This is a genomic window from Marinobacter sp. (assembly GCF_046484525.1).
Lineage (GTDB): Bacteria > Pseudomonadota > Gammaproteobacteria > Pseudomonadales > Oleiphilaceae > Marinobacter.
In genome coordinates this window covers 51,311-70,170 of record NZ_JAWOIS010000088.1, presented here as the reverse complement: position 1 = coordinate 70,170, position 18,860 = coordinate 51,311, and the positions used below count along the sequence as shown (strand labels likewise).

The 18,860-nt window shown below is 58.6% G+C and carries 13 protein-coding genes; 11 read left to right on the top strand and 2 right to left on the bottom strand.

Annotated features, from left to right (window positions below):
• Positions 1 to 17: 17 nt before the first annotated feature.
• Positions 18 to 2,543 carry a penicillin-binding protein 1A gene (locus tag R6W86_RS17580; RefSeq protein WP_410330639.1) on the bottom strand — a complete coding sequence of 842 codons (2,526 nt, stop codon included), beginning with the start codon at positions 2,541 to 2,543 and terminating at the stop codon, positions 18 to 20.
• Between the two features lie 195 nt (positions 2,544 to 2,738).
• Here R6W86_RS17580 and R6W86_RS17575 point away from each other — a divergent pair, with 195 nt between their 5' ends.
• From R6W86_RS17575 to R6W86_RS17525, 11 genes are all read left to right on the top strand, one after another.
• A complete protein-coding gene (locus R6W86_RS17575; RefSeq protein WP_410330638.1) occupies positions 2,739 to 3,803 on the top strand; it encodes a pilus assembly protein PilM in 1,065 nt (354 codons plus the stop codon).
• Entirely contained in the window at positions 3,803 to 4,366 is a 564-nt protein-coding gene (locus R6W86_RS17570; RefSeq protein WP_410330637.1) for a PilN domain-containing protein, read from the top strand. The genes R6W86_RS17575 and R6W86_RS17570 overlap by 1 nt, the downstream gene beginning before the upstream one ends.
• A complete protein-coding gene (locus R6W86_RS17565) occupies positions 4,366 to 4,977 on the top strand; it encodes a type 4a pilus biogenesis protein PilO (protein WP_410330636.1) in 612 nt (203 codons plus the stop codon). The genes R6W86_RS17570 and R6W86_RS17565 overlap by 1 nt, the downstream gene beginning before the upstream one ends.
• A 2-nt stretch (positions 4,978 to 4,979) precedes the next feature.
• Positions 4,980 to 5,528, top strand: coding sequence for a pilus assembly protein PilP (locus R6W86_RS17560; protein WP_410330635.1), 549 nt, complete (start codon positions 4,980 to 4,982; stop codon positions 5,526 to 5,528).
• 65 nt (positions 5,529 to 5,593) lie between these two features.
• Positions 5,594 to 7,660, top strand: a complete 2,067-nt coding sequence (gene pilQ / locus R6W86_RS17555; RefSeq protein ID WP_410330654.1) for a type IV pilus secretin PilQ — start codon at positions 5,594 to 5,596, stop codon at positions 7,658 to 7,660.
• Between the two features lie 89 nt (positions 7,661 to 7,749).
• Positions 7,750 to 8,316: a shikimate kinase AroK gene (gene aroK / locus R6W86_RS17550; protein WP_410330634.1), complete on the top strand. Its 567-nt coding sequence runs from the start codon at positions 7,750 to 7,752 to the stop codon at positions 8,314 to 8,316.
• Positions 8,309 to 9,397: a 3-dehydroquinate synthase gene (aroB, locus tag R6W86_RS17545; protein ID WP_410330633.1), complete on the top strand. Its 1,089-nt coding sequence runs from the start codon at positions 8,309 to 8,311 to the stop codon at positions 9,395 to 9,397. The genes aroK and aroB overlap by 8 nt, the downstream gene beginning before the upstream one ends.
• Positions 9,398 to 9,633: 236 nt before the next feature.
• On the top strand, positions 9,634 to 14,082 hold the full coding sequence (gltB, locus tag R6W86_RS17540; RefSeq protein ID WP_410330632.1) for a glutamate synthase large subunit: 4,449 nt from the start codon (positions 9,634 to 9,636) through the stop codon (positions 14,080 to 14,082).
• A gap of 78 nt (positions 14,083 to 14,160) precedes the next feature.
• On the top strand, positions 14,161 to 15,579 hold the full coding sequence (locus R6W86_RS17535; protein ID WP_410330653.1) for an FAD-dependent oxidoreductase: 1,419 nt from the start codon (positions 14,161 to 14,163) through the stop codon (positions 15,577 to 15,579).
• Between the two features lie 249 nt (positions 15,580 to 15,828).
• Positions 15,829 to 16,893 (top strand): uroporphyrinogen decarboxylase, encoded by a 1,065-nt coding sequence (gene hemE / locus R6W86_RS17530; RefSeq protein WP_410330631.1) that lies wholly within the window; start codon positions 15,829 to 15,831, stop codon positions 16,891 to 16,893.
• 135 nt (positions 16,894 to 17,028) lie between these two features.
• On the top strand, positions 17,029 to 17,400 hold the full coding sequence (locus tag R6W86_RS17525; protein WP_410330630.1) for a PilZ domain-containing protein: 372 nt from the start codon (positions 17,029 to 17,031) through the stop codon (positions 17,398 to 17,400).
• 44 nt (positions 17,401 to 17,444) lie between these two features.
• Here R6W86_RS17525 and radA read toward each other — a convergent pair whose 3' ends face one another.
• Positions 17,445 to 18,821, bottom strand: a complete 1,377-nt coding sequence (radA, locus tag R6W86_RS17520; RefSeq protein WP_410330629.1) for a DNA repair protein RadA — start codon at positions 18,819 to 18,821, stop codon at positions 17,445 to 17,447.
• Between the last annotated feature and the right edge of the window lie 39 nt (positions 18,822 to 18,860).

The following is an 18,860-nucleotide window of genomic DNA, read 5'->3' as shown; positions in this document are numbered from 1 at the left end:
TGCGCTAAAGAAAGGGATCAGAACAGCTGGCGGGAGAGGTCGCTGCCACCGTTGTCCGTTCCGCCGCCATTGCCGTCCTCGGCGGTCAGGGCCTGCGGAGCCTCCTCTTCCTTGAACAGCTCGAATATTCCTTCCTCTCCCGGTCTTGCCCGTTCGCCGGTTTCCGGATTGATGCGCACGTTCACGATGCCGTTCGGGCGGGGCATCACGGCAGGCGGCTCGTTCTTGAGTGCGACCTGCATGTAATCGATCCAGATTGGCAGGGCGGTACTGGCCCCATACTCGCCGCGGCCCAGGGGTGCCGGCTGATCGAAACCCACCCACACAGTGGTGGCAACCTTGTGGTTAAAGCCGGCAAACCAGGTATCCCGCTGCTCGTTCGTGGTCCCGGTCTTGCCGGCGATGTCGCTGCGGCCAAGGGCTTGCGCCCGGCGGCCAGTGCCGCGGCGGATCACGTCCTGCATCATCGAGTGCAGAATGTAGACAGAGCGTTGATCGGCAAGTCGCGTCATGATGCGAACTGATTTGTCATCCCGGGTGTCCGTCAATTCCTCGCTCGTCAGGTCTCTCGGGTTAGTGTCTGTCAGCGATTCAGGCTTTTCGGTGAGCTCTTGCTCGGCGACCATGTCGTCGCAGTTGTCCTCGCACAGGATGGTTTTCGGAGCCTGATAGATCGCCTCACCGTTCATATCGCGAATTTCTTTGATGAGGTAGGGTTCCACGTCGAAACCGCCATTGGCGATCACTGCCTGTGCGCGGGCCAGTTGCATGGGGGTGATCAGGCCGCTGCCGAGGGCCAGGGACAGGTTGTCCGGCATGTTGTCCACAGGGATGCGAAGCTGTTCCAGGTTCTCGAGGGTGGTCCTGATGCCGACATCCCGCAACAGCCGGACGGAAACGAGGTTCTTCGAGCGATAAAGCGCCTCTCGAAGCCGGGTTGGGCCGCCAAAGCGGCCTGAGGAGTTCTCCGGGCGCCAGGCGGTTTCCAGTTCCGAATCCTCGAACACGATTGGCGCATCATTGTAAATGGTTGCCGGGGTCATGCCGTTCTCGAGTGCGGTCAGATACAGGAACGGCTTGAAGGTGGAGCCAGGTTGGCGATCAGCCTGGGTGGCCCGGTTGTACTTGCTCTGGTTAAAACTATAGCCGCCGGCGAGTGCTTCGATGGCACCGGTGTCTGCTTTGAGAGAGATCAGTGCACCTTCAACCCTTGGTACCTGGCTCAGGGCTACCTTGACCGGGGTGATCCGGGGCTCTTCAGTGCCTTCGCTGTCCGGATCGATCATGGCCGGAGTCTGCAGCTTCACGTACACCACGTTGCCAATCGCAACGACATCGGAGGGTTTCTTCGGTTCTGGTCCGGTCAGGTCCTCAGTCTTGTAGCGTCTGGCCCAGGTCATGGTCTCGAGGGGCATGACGGCTGCCCCGATGCCCCTGACGTAGACCTCGGCCCGCTGTTCATCGTCATTGACCGAGGTGACAATTGCAGGTAGCAGAGACTCGACTCGCGGGTAATTCCGCGCCAGATCGGAAAGCCCGCGTTCCTTCAGTTCTGAAGGGTCGAGTTGGCCGATGGGCCCGCGGAAGCCATGGCGGCGGTCATAAGCTTCAAGGCCTGCACGCAGGGCTTCGGTTGCCGCCTGTTGCTTGTCGCCTTCCACGGTCAGGGTGACGGAGTAGCCATCGGTGTAAGCGTCCTCGCCAAACCGGCGCACCATTTCGGCCCGGGCCATTTCCGCAACATAGTCTGCATCCACTTCTGCTTCGGTCGTGTTGTAACTTGCGGTCAGCGGGGCGTTTACCGCCAGGTCATATGCGTCAGCGGTAATGTATCCCAGTTCCTGCATGCGCCCGAGGATCCAGTTGCGGCGGATCAGGGCGCGCTCGGCGTTGGCGAGGGGGTTATAGGCTGAAGGGGCCTTGGGTAGACCGGCCAGCATGGCCATTTGTGCCAGTGTCAGTTCATTAACCGGTTTGTCATAGTACACTTGTGCCGCCGCGGCAATGCCGTAGGCCCGGTTGCCCAGGTAGATCTTGTTCAGATACAGCTCGAAAATTCGATTCTTGTCGAGCTCACGTTCTATCTGAAGAGCCAGAAGTATCTCGTTGAACTTTCGTATAAAGGTCCGATCCCGTGACAAAAAGTAATTTTTTGCAACCTGCATCGTGATGGTGCTGCCGCCGGACTGGATTTCCCCGGTGGAGACCAATTGTACTACAGCCCGCATCAGGCCTTTGATATCGACTCCGAAGTGCTCGTAAAAGCGGGCGTCTTCAGCGGCCATGAAGGCTTGTAACTGAATTGTAGGGATCTGTTTGATTGTGATTGGTGCCCTTCTCTTTTCACCGAATTCTGCTATTAATCTGTTGTCCTCGCTGTAGACCCTCAGGGGCGTCTGGAGTTTGATCTCCAGTAACTGCTCAACGGGAGGCAGGCCGGGACGAAGATAAAGATAGAAGCCTGACGCTGTAATAACCGCGACACTCAGTCCAGTTAGAAACAGCCAGGCAAAAAGACGGGATGTACGCAGCAAATGAGACATTTTTTTCTGACAACTGTTGGATATAGGTCTATCATTTGAGAAATTGCTTTAGGAAGAGTAACTCACTTCGCTGTTAAGCAACGCATCTCAAAAAGAAGAACAGGCATTGTAGACGGAAAGCAGAAGAAATTCTCTTACATAAAAATCACATATGTTATTTAACCGGGTGCATGTAACCAGGTATAGGGTGAGCGCGTGTTCGGATTGTTCGGAAAGAAATCCAGTGCAGTGCTGGGCGTGGATATAAGCTCCAGCTCGGTCAAACTTCTGGAGCTGTCAAAACAGGGCGGCCGGTACAAAGTTGAAAGCTACGCGGTGGAGCCGTTGCCGGCCAATGCCGTGGTAGAAAAAAACATCACGGATGTTGAGGCGGTGGGCGAGGTTCTCAAGCGCGTCGCATCCAAGTCCCGTACCAGCCTCAAGCAGGTTGCGGTGGCTGTCTCCGGCTCTGCTGTCATCACCAAGCTGATCCAGATGGATGGCGGTCTCAATGAATTCGAGATGGAAGACCAGATCGCCCTGGAGGCAGACCAGTACATTCCCTATCCCCTGGATGAAGTCGCGATCGACTTCGAGGTACAGGGGCCATCGGAAACCAATCCCGATCAGGTTGATGTCTTGCTGGCGGCGTGCCGGAAGGAAAACGTCGATATCCGGGAAGACGCCCTGGAGATTGCGGGTCTTACCACCAAGATTGTGGACGTGGAAGCCTATGCACTTGAGCGCGCCTATGCCCTGATCGAGCCACAGCTCGATTCCCAAGGTGAGGAGCTGGTAGTCGCCATCGTCGATATCGGCGCGACCATGACCACGCTGAGCGTGCTCGCCGGTGGGGCGACCGTCTACACCCGCGAACAGATTTTCGGTGGCAAACAGCTGACCGAAGAAATCCAGCGCCGCTATGGTTTGTCGCTCGAAGAGGCCGGGCTTGCCAAGAAGCAGGGCGGCCTGCCTGATGATTACGAATCCGAGGTGCTGACTCCCTTCCGGGAAGCCGTGGTTCAGCAGGTGGCCCGGGCACTCCAGTTCTTCTTTGGCGCCAGTCAGTACAACGCTGTGGATTATGTCGTACTTGCAGGTGGCACCGCGTCTATCCAGGGCCTGATCGAAATGGTGGAGGAAAAGACCGGAACGCCCGCGTTGGTGGCAAACCCCTTTGCCGACATGGCCGTGGGGTCCCGGGTTAACGCATCGGCGCTCAGTAACGATGCACCCTCACTGATGATAGCGTGTGGCCTGGCAATGAGGAGCTTCGACTGATGGCAAAGATTAACCTCAGACCCTGGCGGGAAGAGTTGCGTGCCGAGAAGCAGAAGCAGTTCGTGGCCATGATCCTGGCGGCTGCTATTATCGGCGCTGGCGGTGTGTTCCTCTGGAAGACCGACATGGACAACCGGATTGCCTATCAGCAGTCCCGTAATGCTTACATAGAGACAGCCTCGAAAAAGCTGGATGCCCAGATCAAAGAGATCGAGAACCTCAAGCGCAAGCGTGACGAGTTGCTGGCAAGGATGCAGGTTATTCAGGATCTCCAGGGTAAGCGTCCGGTCATTGTTCGTGTCTTCGATGAGCTGGTCAGAACCCTGCCGGACGGCCTGTTCTATACCGATCTGAAGAAAACCGACGAGAACATCCAGATTGTCGGGATGGCCGAGTCCAACAGCCGTATTTCCACCCTCATGCGCGATTTCGAGAAGTCAGACTGGTTCGCCGATCCAAACCTCTCCAATGTTGCCGCTGCCGATCAGCGCCGCGCCGGATACAGCCAGTTCAATCTGTCTGTGAAACAGAAAACCCCCGAGCCCGAAGGGGAGGATAAGTAATGAGCCTCGCGGACTCTTTCAAAAACCTGAATGAATTTGACGTCAACGATCTGGACCTCAACAATGCCGGCATCTGGCCGACACCGGTCAAGATCATTGTTGCCCTGATCGTGTTCGGACTGATCGTCGGTGGCGGGTACTGGTTTTTCGTCAAGGATCAGTACGCCCAGCTCGAGCGAGTGCAGAAAACCGAACAGGAACTGCGCAAGAAATACGAGGAAAAGGCCTATCAGGTAGCCAATCTGGATGTGTTCAAGGCACAAATGGCTGAAATGGAGGAAACCTTTGGCGCGCTGGTGCGTCAGTTGCCCAGTGAAACCGAAGTGCCCGGCCTGCTTGAGGACATCACAAACACCGCGCTTGGCAGCGGTCTGTCGCTGCAGGAAATCAAATTGCAGCCGGAGCAGCAGCGTGACTTCTATGCCGAGTTGCCCATAAACATCCGGGTTTCCGGCACCTATCACGAGTTGGCGTCATTTGTGAGCAGTGTTGCAAGCCTTCCACGGATCGTGACACTGCACGATTTAACCATCAAACCAACAGGCGGAGATGGAGAGCAGCTTGATATGCAGGTTGTCGCTCGTACCTACCGCTACCGGGCTGGAGAGTAAGCATGGCAGCAAAGCATGCAGGTAAGGCCTGGCTGGGAGTGTGTCTGGTGTCCTTGTTGACGGCCTGTACCCAGGAGAGCGGTTTTTCGGATCTGGATCAGTTTATGACAGAAACCCGGGCCAAGCCGCGGGGGCACGTAGAGCCACTGCCGGAATTCAAGGCATACGAGGCGTTTACCTATTCGGCAGCGGACCGGCGTGCGCCGTTTGAGCCGCCGGTGGATGTCCAACTGACCATGGTCGACGATCAGCCAGTCAGCGATGTCGAGCCGGATCTGGATCGCCCCCGCGAGGTGCTGGAGAATTTTGATCTGAAAGAACTCAGCATGGTGGGTACGCTTCAGGGCCCGACCGGAAACCTGTTCGCACTTATCCGGGATAGCTCCGGCGGTATTCACCGCGTTCGTTCCGGCAATTATATTGGCCGGAATTACGGCCGGATTGTCGGTGTCAACGAAACCCGCATCGAACTGATTGAAATCGTTCCGAATGGCTCGGGCGGATGGGTCGAGCGTCCTCGTTCCCTGTCTATGGACGAGGAACAAGGCTAAGGAGCGGCACAATGAAATTTGAAAGAAACATGCACGAACAAAAAGGTTTGGGGTCGAGGCTAGCGATGTTCAAAAAACTCAATGTATACGTCGGCGTGATTGCTCTGGGGTTGTTCTCCGGCCTGGCCAATGCGGTCATGCTGGAAAACGTGTCGTTTTCCTCGCTCCCGGGAGAACGCCTGGAGGTAACTCTCCAGTTTGACGGGCAACCGCCTGAGCCTTCCGGCTACACCATTGAGCGCCCGGCCCGCATCGCCGTGGATTTACGTGATACCACCAGTGGTCTGGACAGCCGGAGCATCCCACTGGGTGGCGGTAACGCGCAGAGCATGACGGTTGTGGAAACTCCAGATCGCACTCGCCTGATTTTCAATCTCGTGGAGCTGGTGCCCTACGACACAGTTCGCCGGGACAATTCCCTCGTCATGACCATTGGTGGTGAAGGCTCGGCGCAGGCATTGGCTGGCACCAGTGGGTCAGCGGCTCCGGCCACCACTTCCTCGCTTACCGCTCCCAACACTCTTGCCGGCGTGGACTTCCGCCGTGGAAAGGATGGCGAGGGCCGTGTCATCGTCAATCTCGGTTCCAGCAGCACACCGGTCGATCTTTCCGAACTCAGTGGCCGGATCCGTCTGACCATGCCTGAGCTTTCGGTTCCCGAGAACCTGCGCCGTCGCTTGGACGTTACCGATTTCGCGACCCCGGTAACCCGCATAGACACCTATACTGAAGATGGCAACGCCGTGGTCGAAATTCGTCCCAAAGGCAATTACGACTACATCGCCTACCAGTCCGGCAGCGAGTTCACTATAAGTGTGGAAAGGCTGACCGAGCAGGAGGCTGAAGCCCGCCGCGAAGAGAAATTCCCGTACACCGGAGATAAGCTGTCCCTGAATTTCCAGGATATCGAAGTGCGTTCGGTACTGCAGTTGATTGCCGATTTCACCGGCCTGAACCTGGTTGCCAGTGACACTGTCAGTGGCAGCATCACCCTGCGCCTGCAGAATGTACCTTGGGATCAGGCTCTGGACCTGATTCTCAAGACCAAGGGCCTGGACAAGCGGCAGATCGGTAACGTCCTGCTGGTTGCCCCGGCAGACGAAATCGCTGCCCGAGAGAAGCTGGAACTTGAGACCACCAAGCAGATTGCAGAGCTAGCGCCGGTTCGTCTCGATATCATCCAGGTCAACTACGCCAAGGCAGCCGACATCGTCGAGCTGATCAAGGCCGACGAAGAGCTGATCTCCGACCGCGGTTTCGTATCCTCGGATGTGCGCACCAATACTATCAGCGTGCGTGAGACTTCCGAGAAGCTCGAGGAAATCCGCCGTCTGGTGTCCACATGGGACGTGCCGGTACGCCAGGTTTCCATTGAAGCGCGGATTGTTCGCGCCCAGACCAACGTGGCGGAAAATCTCGGTATTCGCTGGGGTGGCGCAGCCTACGATGTGAGCGGCGACAACGTGTTCACCATTGGTGGATCCCAGGGTACCCTGCAGGAGGCTCGCGATGCGGCGGCAGGCACCAGTAGTGACATTTCGTTCCCGGATGCGCTGTCAGTGGATCTGGGTGTCAGCGGTGAGGGCACATCCTCCTTCGCCATCGGCTGGGGCAGCGATGATTTCCTGGTGGACTTGGAGTTGTCGGCACTGGAAAGCGATGGTCAGGCCGAAATTGTTTCCCAGCCGCGAGTCGTGACGGCCGATCGCCAGACCGCCTCCATCAAGTCCGGCGAGGAAATTCCCTATCAGGAGGCCTCTTCCAGTGGCGCCACCTCGGTGTCCTTTAAGGAAGCATTGCTGTCGCTGGAAGTGACTCCACAGATCACGCCGGATGACAAGATCATCATGGATCTGGTGGTCAACCAGGACTCCCGTGGCGAGGTGACTGCCGGTATCCCGTCCATTAACACCAATGAAGTCACCACGCAGGTGCTCGTTGGCAACGGTGAAACGGTCGTTCTCGGTGGTATCTTCCAGTCCGAGGTGTCCACCCAGGTGACCAAGACCCCGTTCCTTGGAGACATTCCCTACCTGGGTCGCCTGTTCAAGCGAACCGAGCACATTGACGAGCGCAGCGAACTGTTGATTTTCATCACGCCGAAAATCATCAAGGGCGATTTGCTCCGCTAATCGTCCTGCCGAAGTCAAAAGCCGCCGCCTAAAACCGGCGGCTTTTTTTGTGATATTCTCACCCGCCTGAATTCTGTTGAGCGGAAGTTATGTCTTTGCCCAAACGCATTGTTCTGGTTGGCCCCATGGGCGCCGGGAAAAGTACCATCGGTCGCATGTTGGCGCGGGAGCTGGGTTACCGTTTTCTGGATACCGACCGGATCATCGAAGAGCGGTGCGGCGCCAACATTCCATGGATTTTTGACGTCGAAGGGGAAGGCGGTTTCCGGCAGCGGGAGACTGCCATGCTTGAAGAGCTTTCTGCTGAGCCCCAGACCGTGCTCGCCACCGGTGGCGGCGCAGTGATGCGCCCTGAGAATCACCCGCTGCTGAAGCGGGACTCGATCGTGGTCTACCTGAAGACCTCGGTTGATCAGCAGGTGGAGCGTACCCGCAAGGACAGGAACCGGCCGCTGTTACAGAATGATGATCCTGAAGCGGTCTTGCGCAGGTTGTTCGAGGTCCGGGACCCGATCTACCGGCAGCTTGCCGACGTTGTCATGCACACGGACCGTAAAAGCCCCCGTCTGGTCGTCCGGCAGCTGATCAATCGTATTAACCCCAGAACGCCGCGGCACCGGCGCCAGGTGCGTAAGGAAGGTCGCAACCATGTCTGAGATATTCCGTGAGCTCACCGTCGATCTGGGTGAGCGAAGCTACCCGATCATTATCGGATCTGGGCTGTTGGGCAGTACCAATCTGTCCCCTTACATTGCCGGCTCCCAAGTCATGATCGTGACCAATGACACCGTGGCTCCCCTGTACTTGGACAAGATAAGGAAAAGTTTCCCCGGTAAGCAGGTCGACACTGTCGTGCTTCCGGACGGGGAGAGGTTCAAGGACTGGCAGACCCTCAATCGGATTTTCGATGCGCTGCTGGAGCAGCGACATAGCCGGAAGACTACGCTGGTGGCTCTGGGCGGAGGCGTCATCGGGGATATGGCCGGTTTCGCGGCGGCCTGTTACCAGAGAGGGGTGCCCTTTATCCAGGTGCCCACCACGCTGCTGTCACAGGTGGATTCCTCTGTCGGCGGCAAAACCGGAATCAATCATCCGCTGGGAAAGAATATGATCGGGGCTTTCCACCAGCCGCAGGTGGTTCTGATCGATACCGATACCCTGCAAACCCTGCCGCCACGAGAAGTATCTGCCGGGCTGGCAGAGGTTATCAAATACGGCCTCATCCGGGATACGGAGTTTCTGGGCTGGCTGGAAAACCATATGGATGCCCTGGTAGATCTGGAGGCAGACGCGCTGGCCGAAGCCATCTATCGATCCTGTGCCTGCAAGGCAGATGTTGTGGCACTTGATGAGAGGGAAGGGGGGCTGCGGGCCATCCTCAACCTGGGACATACCTTTGGCCACGCTATCGAGACATTTGCCGGGTATGGAACTTGGCTCCATGGTGAGGCGGTAGGTACCGGCATGATCATGGCCGCGGACCTGTCGGCCCGCGAGGGGATGATTTCCGGTGAAGACTATCGTCGGGCAGTTGATATCATCCTGCGCGCCGGGCTGCTGAAAAGGCCTCCAGAAGCGATGACCCCGGAGGACTTCATGCGCCTGATGGCGGTCGACAAGAAAAATGTGGACGGCGCTCTCCGTCTGGTTTTGTTGCGCAGTATCGGTGATGCGTTTGTGACAGCGGATGCCCGGAAAGAAAGCCTGGCAGCGACTCTCGATGCCTTCTGTGGCTGACGTTGCGGGGCGCGCCTGGAAGGACGCATTGCCCGGTAGCTCGAAATCATTCCTGTAAAGTAAAGTTTATTGCGCTATTGCAATGGTTTTGCTCTCCCCTAAACTTTAGGCTTGTTTGAATACGTAGTTCTACGTGTGTAAAATAGCCGGCCCCTTTTTTCAGTGTCAGTACGTTTATGCACCAACTTGGTGCGCAAGTTTCTGATTGGAAAGCATTTCTACGCGAGAGAACGCTTATGATGACAGGTTTGTATCACCCCGATGAATTCAGGGACAACTGTGGATTCGGTCTGATTGCCCACATGAAGGGCGAGGCCTCCCACAAGTTGCTGCAAACTGCCATCGAGTCGCTGACCTGCATGACCCACCGCGGTGGTATCGCTGCAGACGGAAAGACCGGCGATGGTTGTGGCCTCCTGATCCAGAGCCCCGATGCATTTTTGAAAAAGGCTGCCAAGGCTGCTTTTGGCAAGGAGCCGGGGGACATGTTTGCCGTGGGCCAGGTATTCCTGAACCCGGATGAGAACAAGGCTGCGGCCGGCCGAGCGGCGCTTGAGAAGCGCCTGACAGAGCAGGGCCTGGAACTGATGGGCTGGCGGGAAGTACCGGTTGATGACAGCTGCCTCGGCCCCATGGCACTGGATTGCCTGCCCCGAATTGAGCAGGTTTTCGTGATTCCCGCCGGAAAAGCCGAGAAAGAGTTTGCGATCAGCCTTTTTATCGGCCGTCGCCACGCCGAGCGCGATATGGCTGATGATTCCGAGTTCTATATTTGCAGCCTTTCGCATCGTACCCTGGCCTACAAGGGCCTGATGATGCCGGCGGATCTGGCGAATTTCTATAAGGACCTGGGTGATCCGGACCTGCAGACTGCCATCTGCGTGTTCCACCAGCGTTTCTCGACCAACACCATGCCCAGGTGGCCGCTGGCACAGCCATTCCGCTACCTGGCCCATAACGGTGAGATTAACACTATCGACGGCAACCGGAACTGGGCAATCGCCCGTGCTGCCAAGTTCAGCTCGCCGGACCTGCCTGACCTGCAGACTCTGCAGCCGCTGGTTAACCTGACCGGTTCTGACTCCTCCAGCATGGACAATATGCTGGAAGTGCTGCTGGCCGGTGGTGTCGATCTGTTCCGGGCCGTACGCATGATGATTCCGCCCGCCTGGCAGAATGTCGACACCATGGATACGGAGCTGCGGGCGTTCTACGAGTACAACTCCATGCACATGGAGCCCTGGGACGGTCCCGCGGGTCTGGTTATGTCCGACGGCCGCTATGCTGTGTGCATGCTCGACCGCAACGGCCTGCGCCCGGCGCGCTGGGTCATTACCAAGGACGATTTCATCACCCTGGCATCCGAGATCGGCACGTACGGCTATGAGCCGGATGATGTGGTTGCCAAGGGGCGGGTCGGTCCGGGGCAGATGTTGGCGATCGATACCGAGTCCGGAGAGGTGCTGCACACCAGGGACATCGACCAGCGGCTGAAGACCGCGCAGCCTTACAAACGCTGGCTTCGTGAAAATGCGCTTCGCGTGGAAACGACCCTCAACCAGGATACTCCGGAATTCAAACTTATGGATTCCGACGAGCTTCTGGTGCATCAGAAGATGTTCAACATCTCCTTTGAGGAGCGCGACCAGGTGCTTCGCCCGCTGGCCGAGAACGGTCAGGAGGCAGTGGGCTCCATGGGGGATGACACTCCCATGGCGGTACTCTCCAGCAAGGTGCGTCATGTGGCGGACTATTTCCGCCAGAAGTTCGCGCAGGTGACCAACCCGCCGATTGACCCGTTGCGTGAATCCATCGTCATGTCCCTCGAGACCTGCCTCGGGGCGGAACGGAATGTCTTTGAGGAAACCGCGGAGCACGCGGACCGGATCATTCTGACCACGCCGGTGCTGTCTCCGGCCAAGTTCCTCCGTATCAGCAATAACGACCGTCCTGGTTTCGAAGTAGCTCGGATACCCATGAGCTATCGTCCGGAACTGGGCCTGGAGCAGGCGATTCGCGATGTTTGCGATCGCTCGGAGCAGGCGGTACGGGACGGCAAGGTCCTGCTGATCCTGACCGATAAGGACCTCAAAGAGGGTGAATTGCCGGTGAATGCCCTGATGGCGACCGGTGCCGTCCATCATCACCTGGTCAGCAAGGGTCTGCGCTGCGATTCCAACATTATTGTTGAAACCGGTTGGGCGCGGGATCCGCATCACTTTGCCGTGCTTTTCGGTTTCGGCGCCACGGCGGTTTATCCGTACCTGTCCTACCAGGTACTGAACGACCTGATTCGTACCGGTGAAGTGCTGATCGATCCGATCGATGCCAAGAATAACTACCGCAAGGGCATCAACAAGGGCCTGCTGAAGATCCTGTCCAAGATGGGCATCTCAACCATCACGTCCTATCGCGGTGCCCAGCTGTTTGAGGCAATTGGCCTGGCGGATGACGTTGTCGATCTGTGCTTCAGGGGCGTACCGAGCCGAATCCGGGGCGCGGGCTTCATCGACTTCCAGGAAGACCAGGAAAAGCTGGCGTCCGTTGCCTGGAAGGCCCGCAAGCCGGTCTCCCAGGGCGGCCTTCTCAAGTATGTTCACGGCCAGGAATATCATGCCTTCAATCCGGACGTGGTCGGCAAGCTGCAGGAAGCGGTAACCAGTGGCGATTACGGTCACTACAAGGAGTATGCCGGCCTGGTTAACGAGCGCCCGGTGGCAACCCTCCGGGACCTGCTTGTCTTCCGTAAGGATCTCAAGCCGATTGATATTTCCGAGGTCGAGCCGGTGGAAAAGATCTTCCCGCGCTTCGATTCCGCGGCGATGTCCCTCGGGGCTCTCTCTCCGGAAGCGCATGAAGCCCTGGCGGTGGCCATGAACACCCTGGGCGGGCGCTCCAACTCGGGTGAAGGTGGTGAAGATCCGGCCCGTTACGGCACCGAGAAGCGTTCCAAGATCAAACAGGTGGCGTCTGGTCGCTTTGGTGTAACTGCCGAGTACCTGCGTAGTGCCGATGTCATGCAGATCAAGGTGGCCCAGGGTGCCAAGCCCGGTGAGGGCGGGCAGCTGCCGGGCGGTAAGGTCAACGAGCTGATTGCCCGTCTGCGTTATTCCGTGCCGGGCGTCACCCTGATTTCGCCGCCGCCGCACCACGATATCTACTCCATCGAGGACCTGGCGCAGCTGATCTTTGACCTCAAGCAGGTCAATCCGCAGGCTCTGGTTTCCGTGAAGCTGGTGTCCGAGCCGGGCGTCGGTACTATTGCGGCAGGTGTAGCCAAGGCCTATGCCGACCTCATCACGGTGTCTGGTTACGACGGTGGTACCGCGGCCAGTCCGTTGACTTCCATCCGTTATGCCGGCTCCCCCTGGGAACTGGGCCTGACCGAAACCCAGCAGGCGCTGCGCGCGAATGACCTGCGTGGCAAGATCCGCCTGCAGACTGACGGTGGTATCAAGACCGGCCTGGACGTGGTCAAAGGTGCCATTCTCGGTGCCGAGAGCTTCGGCTTCGGTACCACGCCGATGGTGGCGCTGGGTTGTAAGTACCTGCGAATCTGTCACCTGAACAACTGTGCCACCGGTATCGCTACCCAGAATGACCACCTGCGTGAAGAGCACTTCAAGGGCACGGTGGAAATGGCGATGAACTTCTTCCGTTTTGTCGCAGAAGAAACCCGGGAATGGATGGCCAAATTGGGCGTCCGCGGCCTGGAAGAGCTGGTGGGCCGCGTGGACCTGCTGGAGCGTCTGCCGGGTGATACCGAGCGCCAGAAGAAACTGGACCTGACCCGGCTGCTGGAGAACGACAGCATTCCGGCGGACAAGCCTCAGACCTGTCAGGTGGAGCGGAACGAGCCTTTCGACCGTGGTACCCTGGCCGAGCAGATGGTCAAGGACACGGCGACAACCATCGAAAACAAGTCCGGTGGTGCCTGGTCTTACAAGGTCACCAACTGTGACCGCTCCATCGGTGCCCGCCTGTCCGGTGAGATTGCCGAGCGGCACGGGAACCAGGGCATGGTGGATGCTCCGATCACCCTGGATCTCACCGGTACGGCTGGTCAGAGCTTCGGTGTCTGGAACGTCGGTGGGCTTAACCTGATCCTTGAAGGTGATGCCAACGACTACGTCGGCAAGGGCATGACCGGCGGCAAACTGGTTATCCGCCCGCCCCGTAACAGCGGCTTCAAGAGCCAGGAAACGTCCATTATGGGCAACACCTGCCTGTACGGTGCCACCGGAGGCAAGCTGTTCGCTGCGGGAACCGCCGGTGAGCGTTTCGCGGTCCGTAACTCAGGTGCCCACGCGGTAGTCGAAGGTGCCGGTGATCACTGCTGCGAATACATGACCGGTGGTCTGGTCACGGTACTGGGCAACACCGGACACAACTTCGGTGCCGGTATGACGGGTGGCTTTGCCTATGTAATGGACCAGCACAACACCTTTGTGGATAAATACAATCACGAACTGGTCGAGATCCAGCGTATTTCCAGCGAGGACATGGAGTCCTACCGCAACCACCTGCGCGGTGTTATCCGTGAGCATATCGCGGAAACCGGCAGTGAGTGGGCGGAGCACATTCTTGAGAATTTCGACGACTATATTGGCCGTTTCTGGCTGGTCAAGCCCAAGGCGGCGAGTCTGCGCAGCCTGCTGGCCAGCACCCGGGCACGTCCGGAGTAACCGCCCGGTTCGAAGAGGTTTGGGGGCGCGCGGCGAGTCCGGCGCCCCGGTCGAAATTGAGCTGATGAGAGCATCATGATGAAAGAACGACTGAGTAACGACTTCCAGTTTGTCGAAGTTGGGCGGATCGATCCCAAGAAGGTTCCGGCCAGTAAGCGGAAGAAAGAATTTGGTGAAATCTACCACCCGTTCACCGCAGATAGTGCTGCGACCCAGGCCCATCGCTGCCTGGAGTGCGGCAACCCCTACTGTGAATGGAAGTGCCCGGTACACAACTACATCCCCAACTGGCTGAAGCTGGTTTCCGAGGGCAACATCATGAAGGCGGTGGAGCTATGCCATCAGACCAATTCGCTGCCGGAAGTGTGTGGCCGGGTATGTCCGCAGGACCGTTTGTGCGAGGGTGCATGTACCCTGAATGATGGTTTCGGCGCAGTGACGATCGGTTCCGTCGAGAAGTACATCACCGACACCGCCTTTGCTCTGGGCTGGAAGCCCGATGTGTCCCGGGTGAAATGGACCGACAAGAAGGTTGCGGTGATAGGCGCCGGTCCGGCCGGCCTGGGCTGTGCGGACATCCTGGTCCGCAACGGCGTGAAACCGGTAGTTTTCGACCGCTACCCGGAAATCGGCGGCCTGCTGACCTTCGGTATCCCCGAGTTCAAGCTGGAAAAGTCCGTGATGTCCCGCCGTCGCGAAGTCTTCCAGGAAATGGGTGTGGAATTCCGCCTGTCCACCGAAGTGGGAAAGGATGTGCAGCTCAAGGACATTATCGATGAATACGATGCCGTGTTCATGGGCATGGGCACCTACACCTACATGAAGGGTGGGTTCCCGGGTGAGACCCTGCCGGGCGTATATGATGCGCTGCCGTTCCTGGTATCCAATGTTAACCGCCGTCTCGGTTTCGAGAAGGATCCGGCGGATTTCATCGACATGAAGGGCAAGCGGGTTGTCGTGCTCGGTGGTGGTGATACCGCCATGGATTGTAACCGCACCTCCATCCGTCAGCAGGCGGAGAGCGTGACCTGTGCCTATCGCCGGGACGAGGCCAATATGCCCGGTTCTCGCCGCGAGGTGGCTAACGCCAAGGAAGAGGGCGTGAAGTTCCTGTTCAACCGTCAGCCCATTGCGATCATTGGTGAAGATCGTGTGGAGGGCGTGAAAGTGGTCCAGACCCAGCTCGGTGAGCCGGACGAGAATGGCCGTCGCCGTCCGGAAGTGGTTCCTGGCAGCGAAGAGGTGATCCCTGCCGATGCCGTCCTGGTCGCTTTCGGCTTCCGTCCGAGCCCGGCGGACTGGTTTGATGAGCAGAAGATTGATACCGACGATTCCGGCCGCGTCACCGCTCCGGAAGAAGCCGAATTTGCCTTCCAGACCAGCAACCCGAAGATCTTCGCCGGTGGCGACATGGTCCGGGGGTCCGACCTGGTGGTTACCGCCATCTGGGAAGGCCGTCAGGCGGCAGAGGGCATCCTCGACTACCTGGATGTCTGAGGTATTAACCCAAGGGGTCTGAAGAAAACCTACTTCTGACCCCGAGTCAGCGACAAACCCCAAAGCCAGAGTCCAAGACGGGGTCAGTTGAAAGTTTTCATTTGACCCCTTTTTCAAGCTGATTCCTGAATTCCCGACCCCGGGGTCTGATGAAAGCCTTCATTCGACCCCTTGTTCATACCTTCCCAATTCCCCCAAACCGCGTATCATTGCACCCCAGAAAATTTGATACCCAGGCCAGGAGTTCCCATGACCGAGCTGAAAAATGACCGTTTCCTGCGTGCCTTGATGCGCCAGCCCGTAGACCGCACCCCGGTATGGATGATGCGCCAGGCCGGCCGCTATCTGCCGGAGTACCGCGCCACCCGGGCCAAGGCCGGTGATTTCCTCAGTCTATGCAAGAACACCGAGTTGGCCTGTGAGGTCACGCTGCAACCCCTGGAGCGCTTCCCACTCGATGCCGCTATCCTGTTCTCCGACATCCTGACCATCCCGGACGCGCTCGGGCTGGGCCTGTATTTTGAGACCGGAGAAGGCCCCAAGTTCAGGCACACCATCCGTTCGGCGGCGGACGTTGATGCGCTGCCGGCGATGAACGCAGAGGTAGACCTGGACTACGTCATGAACGCCGTGTCCACGATTCGCTCCGCACTTGGGGGCCGCGTACCGCTGATCGGTTTCTCCGGAAGCCCCTGGACCCTGGCGACCTACATGATCGAAGGTGGCTCATCGAAGGATTTCCGCGAGGCCAAGAAGCTGATGTATGGCCAGCCGGAGGTGATGCATCGCCTGCTGGATCATCTGGCGAACGCCGTCATTGACTATCTCAACGGTCAGATCAAGGCTGGTGCCCAGGCGGTGCAGATCTTCGATACCTGGGGTGGGGTGCTCAGTAGCTGGGCCTACGAGGAATTCTCCCTCCGCTATATGAAGAAGATTGTTGACGGCCTGATCCGTGAGAGCGACGGCCGGCGGGTGCCGGTGATCCTGTTCACCAAGAACGGTGGCCAGTGGCTCGAAACCATTGCTGATTCCGGTTGTGATGCCGTGGGTCTGGACTGGACCACTGATATCGGTAATGCCCGGGCCCGGATTGGTGACCGGGTCGCCCTGCAGGGCAACATGGACCCGGCCATGCTCTATGCCCCGAAAGAACGGATCCGTCAGGAAGTGGCGGACATCCTGCGCCGTTACGGTTCCGGGACCGGTCATATCTTCAACCTCGGCCATGGCATCACCCCGGATGTGGATCCGGAGCATGCCGGTGCCTTTATCGAGGCGGTTGTCGAGTTGAGCCCGGAATACCACCGGTAAGAGCCTGCCCGTCTGTTCCTTGAAAAAGGGGTCAGCGGAAAGCGTTCATCTGACCCCGGGTTCCTCCTTCACATCTGGCGGAATCATCCTGTCGGGACTATGGTCATATAAAAAACCGACAACAGGAGTAACCGCTTGTCCGCACACGTCCGAGACAAACGCCGATTCCAGCGCATTGAATTTGACGCGCCCTGTGAGCTGCACTGGCAGGACAACGTCTGGCGCACCGAGGTTCTGGATATTTCCATGAAGGGAGTACTGGTGAAACGGCCGGAAGGCTGGTCAGCGCCGCTCCGGCAGCCCTGCGAGGTGGTGATTCACCTGGACGACCACTCGACGGCGATCGTCATGGCGGTGGAGTTGAAGCATGTGGATGAAGAGCGGCTGGGGTTCAGTTGCCAGTACATTGATCTGGAGAGTGCCACCCACCTCAAGCGCCTGGTGGAACTGAACCTCGGTGATCCGGCGTTGCTGCAGCGGGAATTTGCCAGGTTGGTCGGTCAATAAGAACGGGGTCAGATGAAAGCTTTCATCTGACCCCACCTTCACACCTAAAACTCCTCCAACGCCGCCAGTGCGTCACTCAGCTTGGCGACTGGCGCCACCTTCATCCCCTCAACCGGCTTGCGCGGCACATTGGCCTTGGGCACCAGGGCGCGGGTAAAGCCATGCTTGGCCGCCTCGTAAATCCGTTCCTGCCCGCTGGGCACCGGTCGGATTTCGCCAGACAGGCCAACCTCTCCGAAGATCACCAGATCCTGGGGCAGGGCGCGGTCGCGGAAGGAGGAGACGATCGCGGCCAGAAGCGCCAGATCGGCGCTGGTCTCGTTGACCTTCACGCCACCCACCACGTTGACGAAAACATCCTGATCCGACACATGCATGCCGCCATGACGATGCAGCACCGCCAGCAGCATGGCCAGCCGGTTCTGGTCGAGGCCCACGGCAACCCGCCGGGGATAGCCGCCCTGGGCCATGTCCACCAGCGCCTGGATTTCCACCAGCATCGGACGGGTGCCTTCCCAGACCACCATGACCACACTGCCGGGCGCGGCATCCTCGCCCCGGTTCAGGAAGATGGCACTGGGATTTTTCACCTCTTTCAGGCCCTGTTCCAGCATGGCGAACACGCCCAGTTCGTTGACCGCTCCGAAGCGGTTCTTGATCCCCCGCAGGGTCCGATACCGGCTGTCGCTGGAACCTTCCAGCAGGATCGAACAATCGATCATGTGCTCCAGCACCTTCGGCCCGGCCAGGCTGCCGTCCTTGGTGACGTGGCCTACCAGGAACAGGATGGTGCCGGTCTGTTTGGCGAAGCGGGTCAGGAACGCGGCGCTTTCCCGGACCTGGGATACCGAGCCCGGAGCGGACTCGATGTCCGCCACGTGCATCACCTGGATGCTGTCCACCACCAGAATTTTCGGCTTCTCGGCTTCGGCGACCTGCATGACCCGTTCGACGCTGGTTTCCGACAGCATTTTTAGGTCCCGGGTGGGCAGGCCCAGGCGCTTGGAACGCATGGCCACCTGCTGCAGCGACTCCTCGCCGGTCACATAGAGTGCGGGGACACTCTCGGCCAGGTGACAGACCGCCTGCAGCAGCAACGTACTCTTGCCCGCGCCGGGATGGCCGCCCATGAGCACCGCCGAGCCCTCCACCAGGCCACCGCCAAGGACCCGATCGAATTCCTGCATGCCCGAGCTGATACGCGGCTGCTCGGCCAGGCTGACGTCATCCAGACTCTGCACTTCGGACAGGCTGCCGGCAAAGCCTTCGAAGCGGGCGCCCCGGGCTCCCTTGGCATTGCTGCTCACACCACGCACTTCGCTGATGGTGTTCCAGGCCTGGCAGGCGGTGCACTGGCCCTGCCATTTGGAATAATCGGCGCCGCATTCGGTGCAGACGTAGGCGGTTTTTGCTTTGGCCATGGTGAATTCCTGGCGAAGTGGGGAGGGGAATCGGTAAAG

Bases quoted from the DNA above. Each gene is read 5' to 3' on its own strand.
- hemE (WP_410330631.1), top strand. From the start codon at position 15,829: ATGACCGAGCTGAAAAATGACCGTTTCCTGCGTGCCTTGATGCGCCAG.
- R6W86_RS17535 (WP_410330653.1), top strand. From the start codon at position 14,161: ATGAAAGAACGACTGAGTAACGACTTCCAGTTTGTCGAAGTTGGGCGG.
- R6W86_RS17565 (WP_410330636.1), top strand. From the start codon at position 4,366: ATGAGCCTCGCGGACTCTTTCAAAAACCTGAATGAATTTGACGTCAAC.
- gltB (WP_410330632.1), top strand. From the start codon at position 9,634: ATGATGACAGGTTTGTATCACCCCGATGAATTCAGGGACAACTGTGGA.
- aroB (WP_410330633.1), top strand. From the start codon at position 8,309: ATGTCTGAGATATTCCGTGAGCTCACCGTCGATCTGGGTGAGCGAAGC.
- radA (WP_410330629.1), bottom strand. From the start codon at position 18,821: ATGGCCAAAGCAAAAACCGCCTACGTCTGCACCGAATGCGGCGCCGAT.
- pilQ (WP_410330654.1), top strand. From the start codon at position 5,594: ATGTTCAAAAAACTCAATGTATACGTCGGCGTGATTGCTCTGGGGTTG.
- R6W86_RS17570 (WP_410330637.1), top strand. From the start codon at position 3,803: ATGGCAAAGATTAACCTCAGACCCTGGCGGGAAGAGTTGCGTGCCGAG.
- aroK (WP_410330634.1), top strand. From the start codon at position 7,750: ATGTCTTTGCCCAAACGCATTGTTCTGGTTGGCCCCATGGGCGCCGGG.
- R6W86_RS17580 (WP_410330639.1), bottom strand. From the start codon at position 2,543: ATGTCTCATTTGCTGCGTACATCCCGTCTTTTTGCCTGGCTGTTTCTA.
- R6W86_RS17560 (WP_410330635.1), top strand. From the start codon at position 4,980: ATGGCAGCAAAGCATGCAGGTAAGGCCTGGCTGGGAGTGTGTCTGGTG.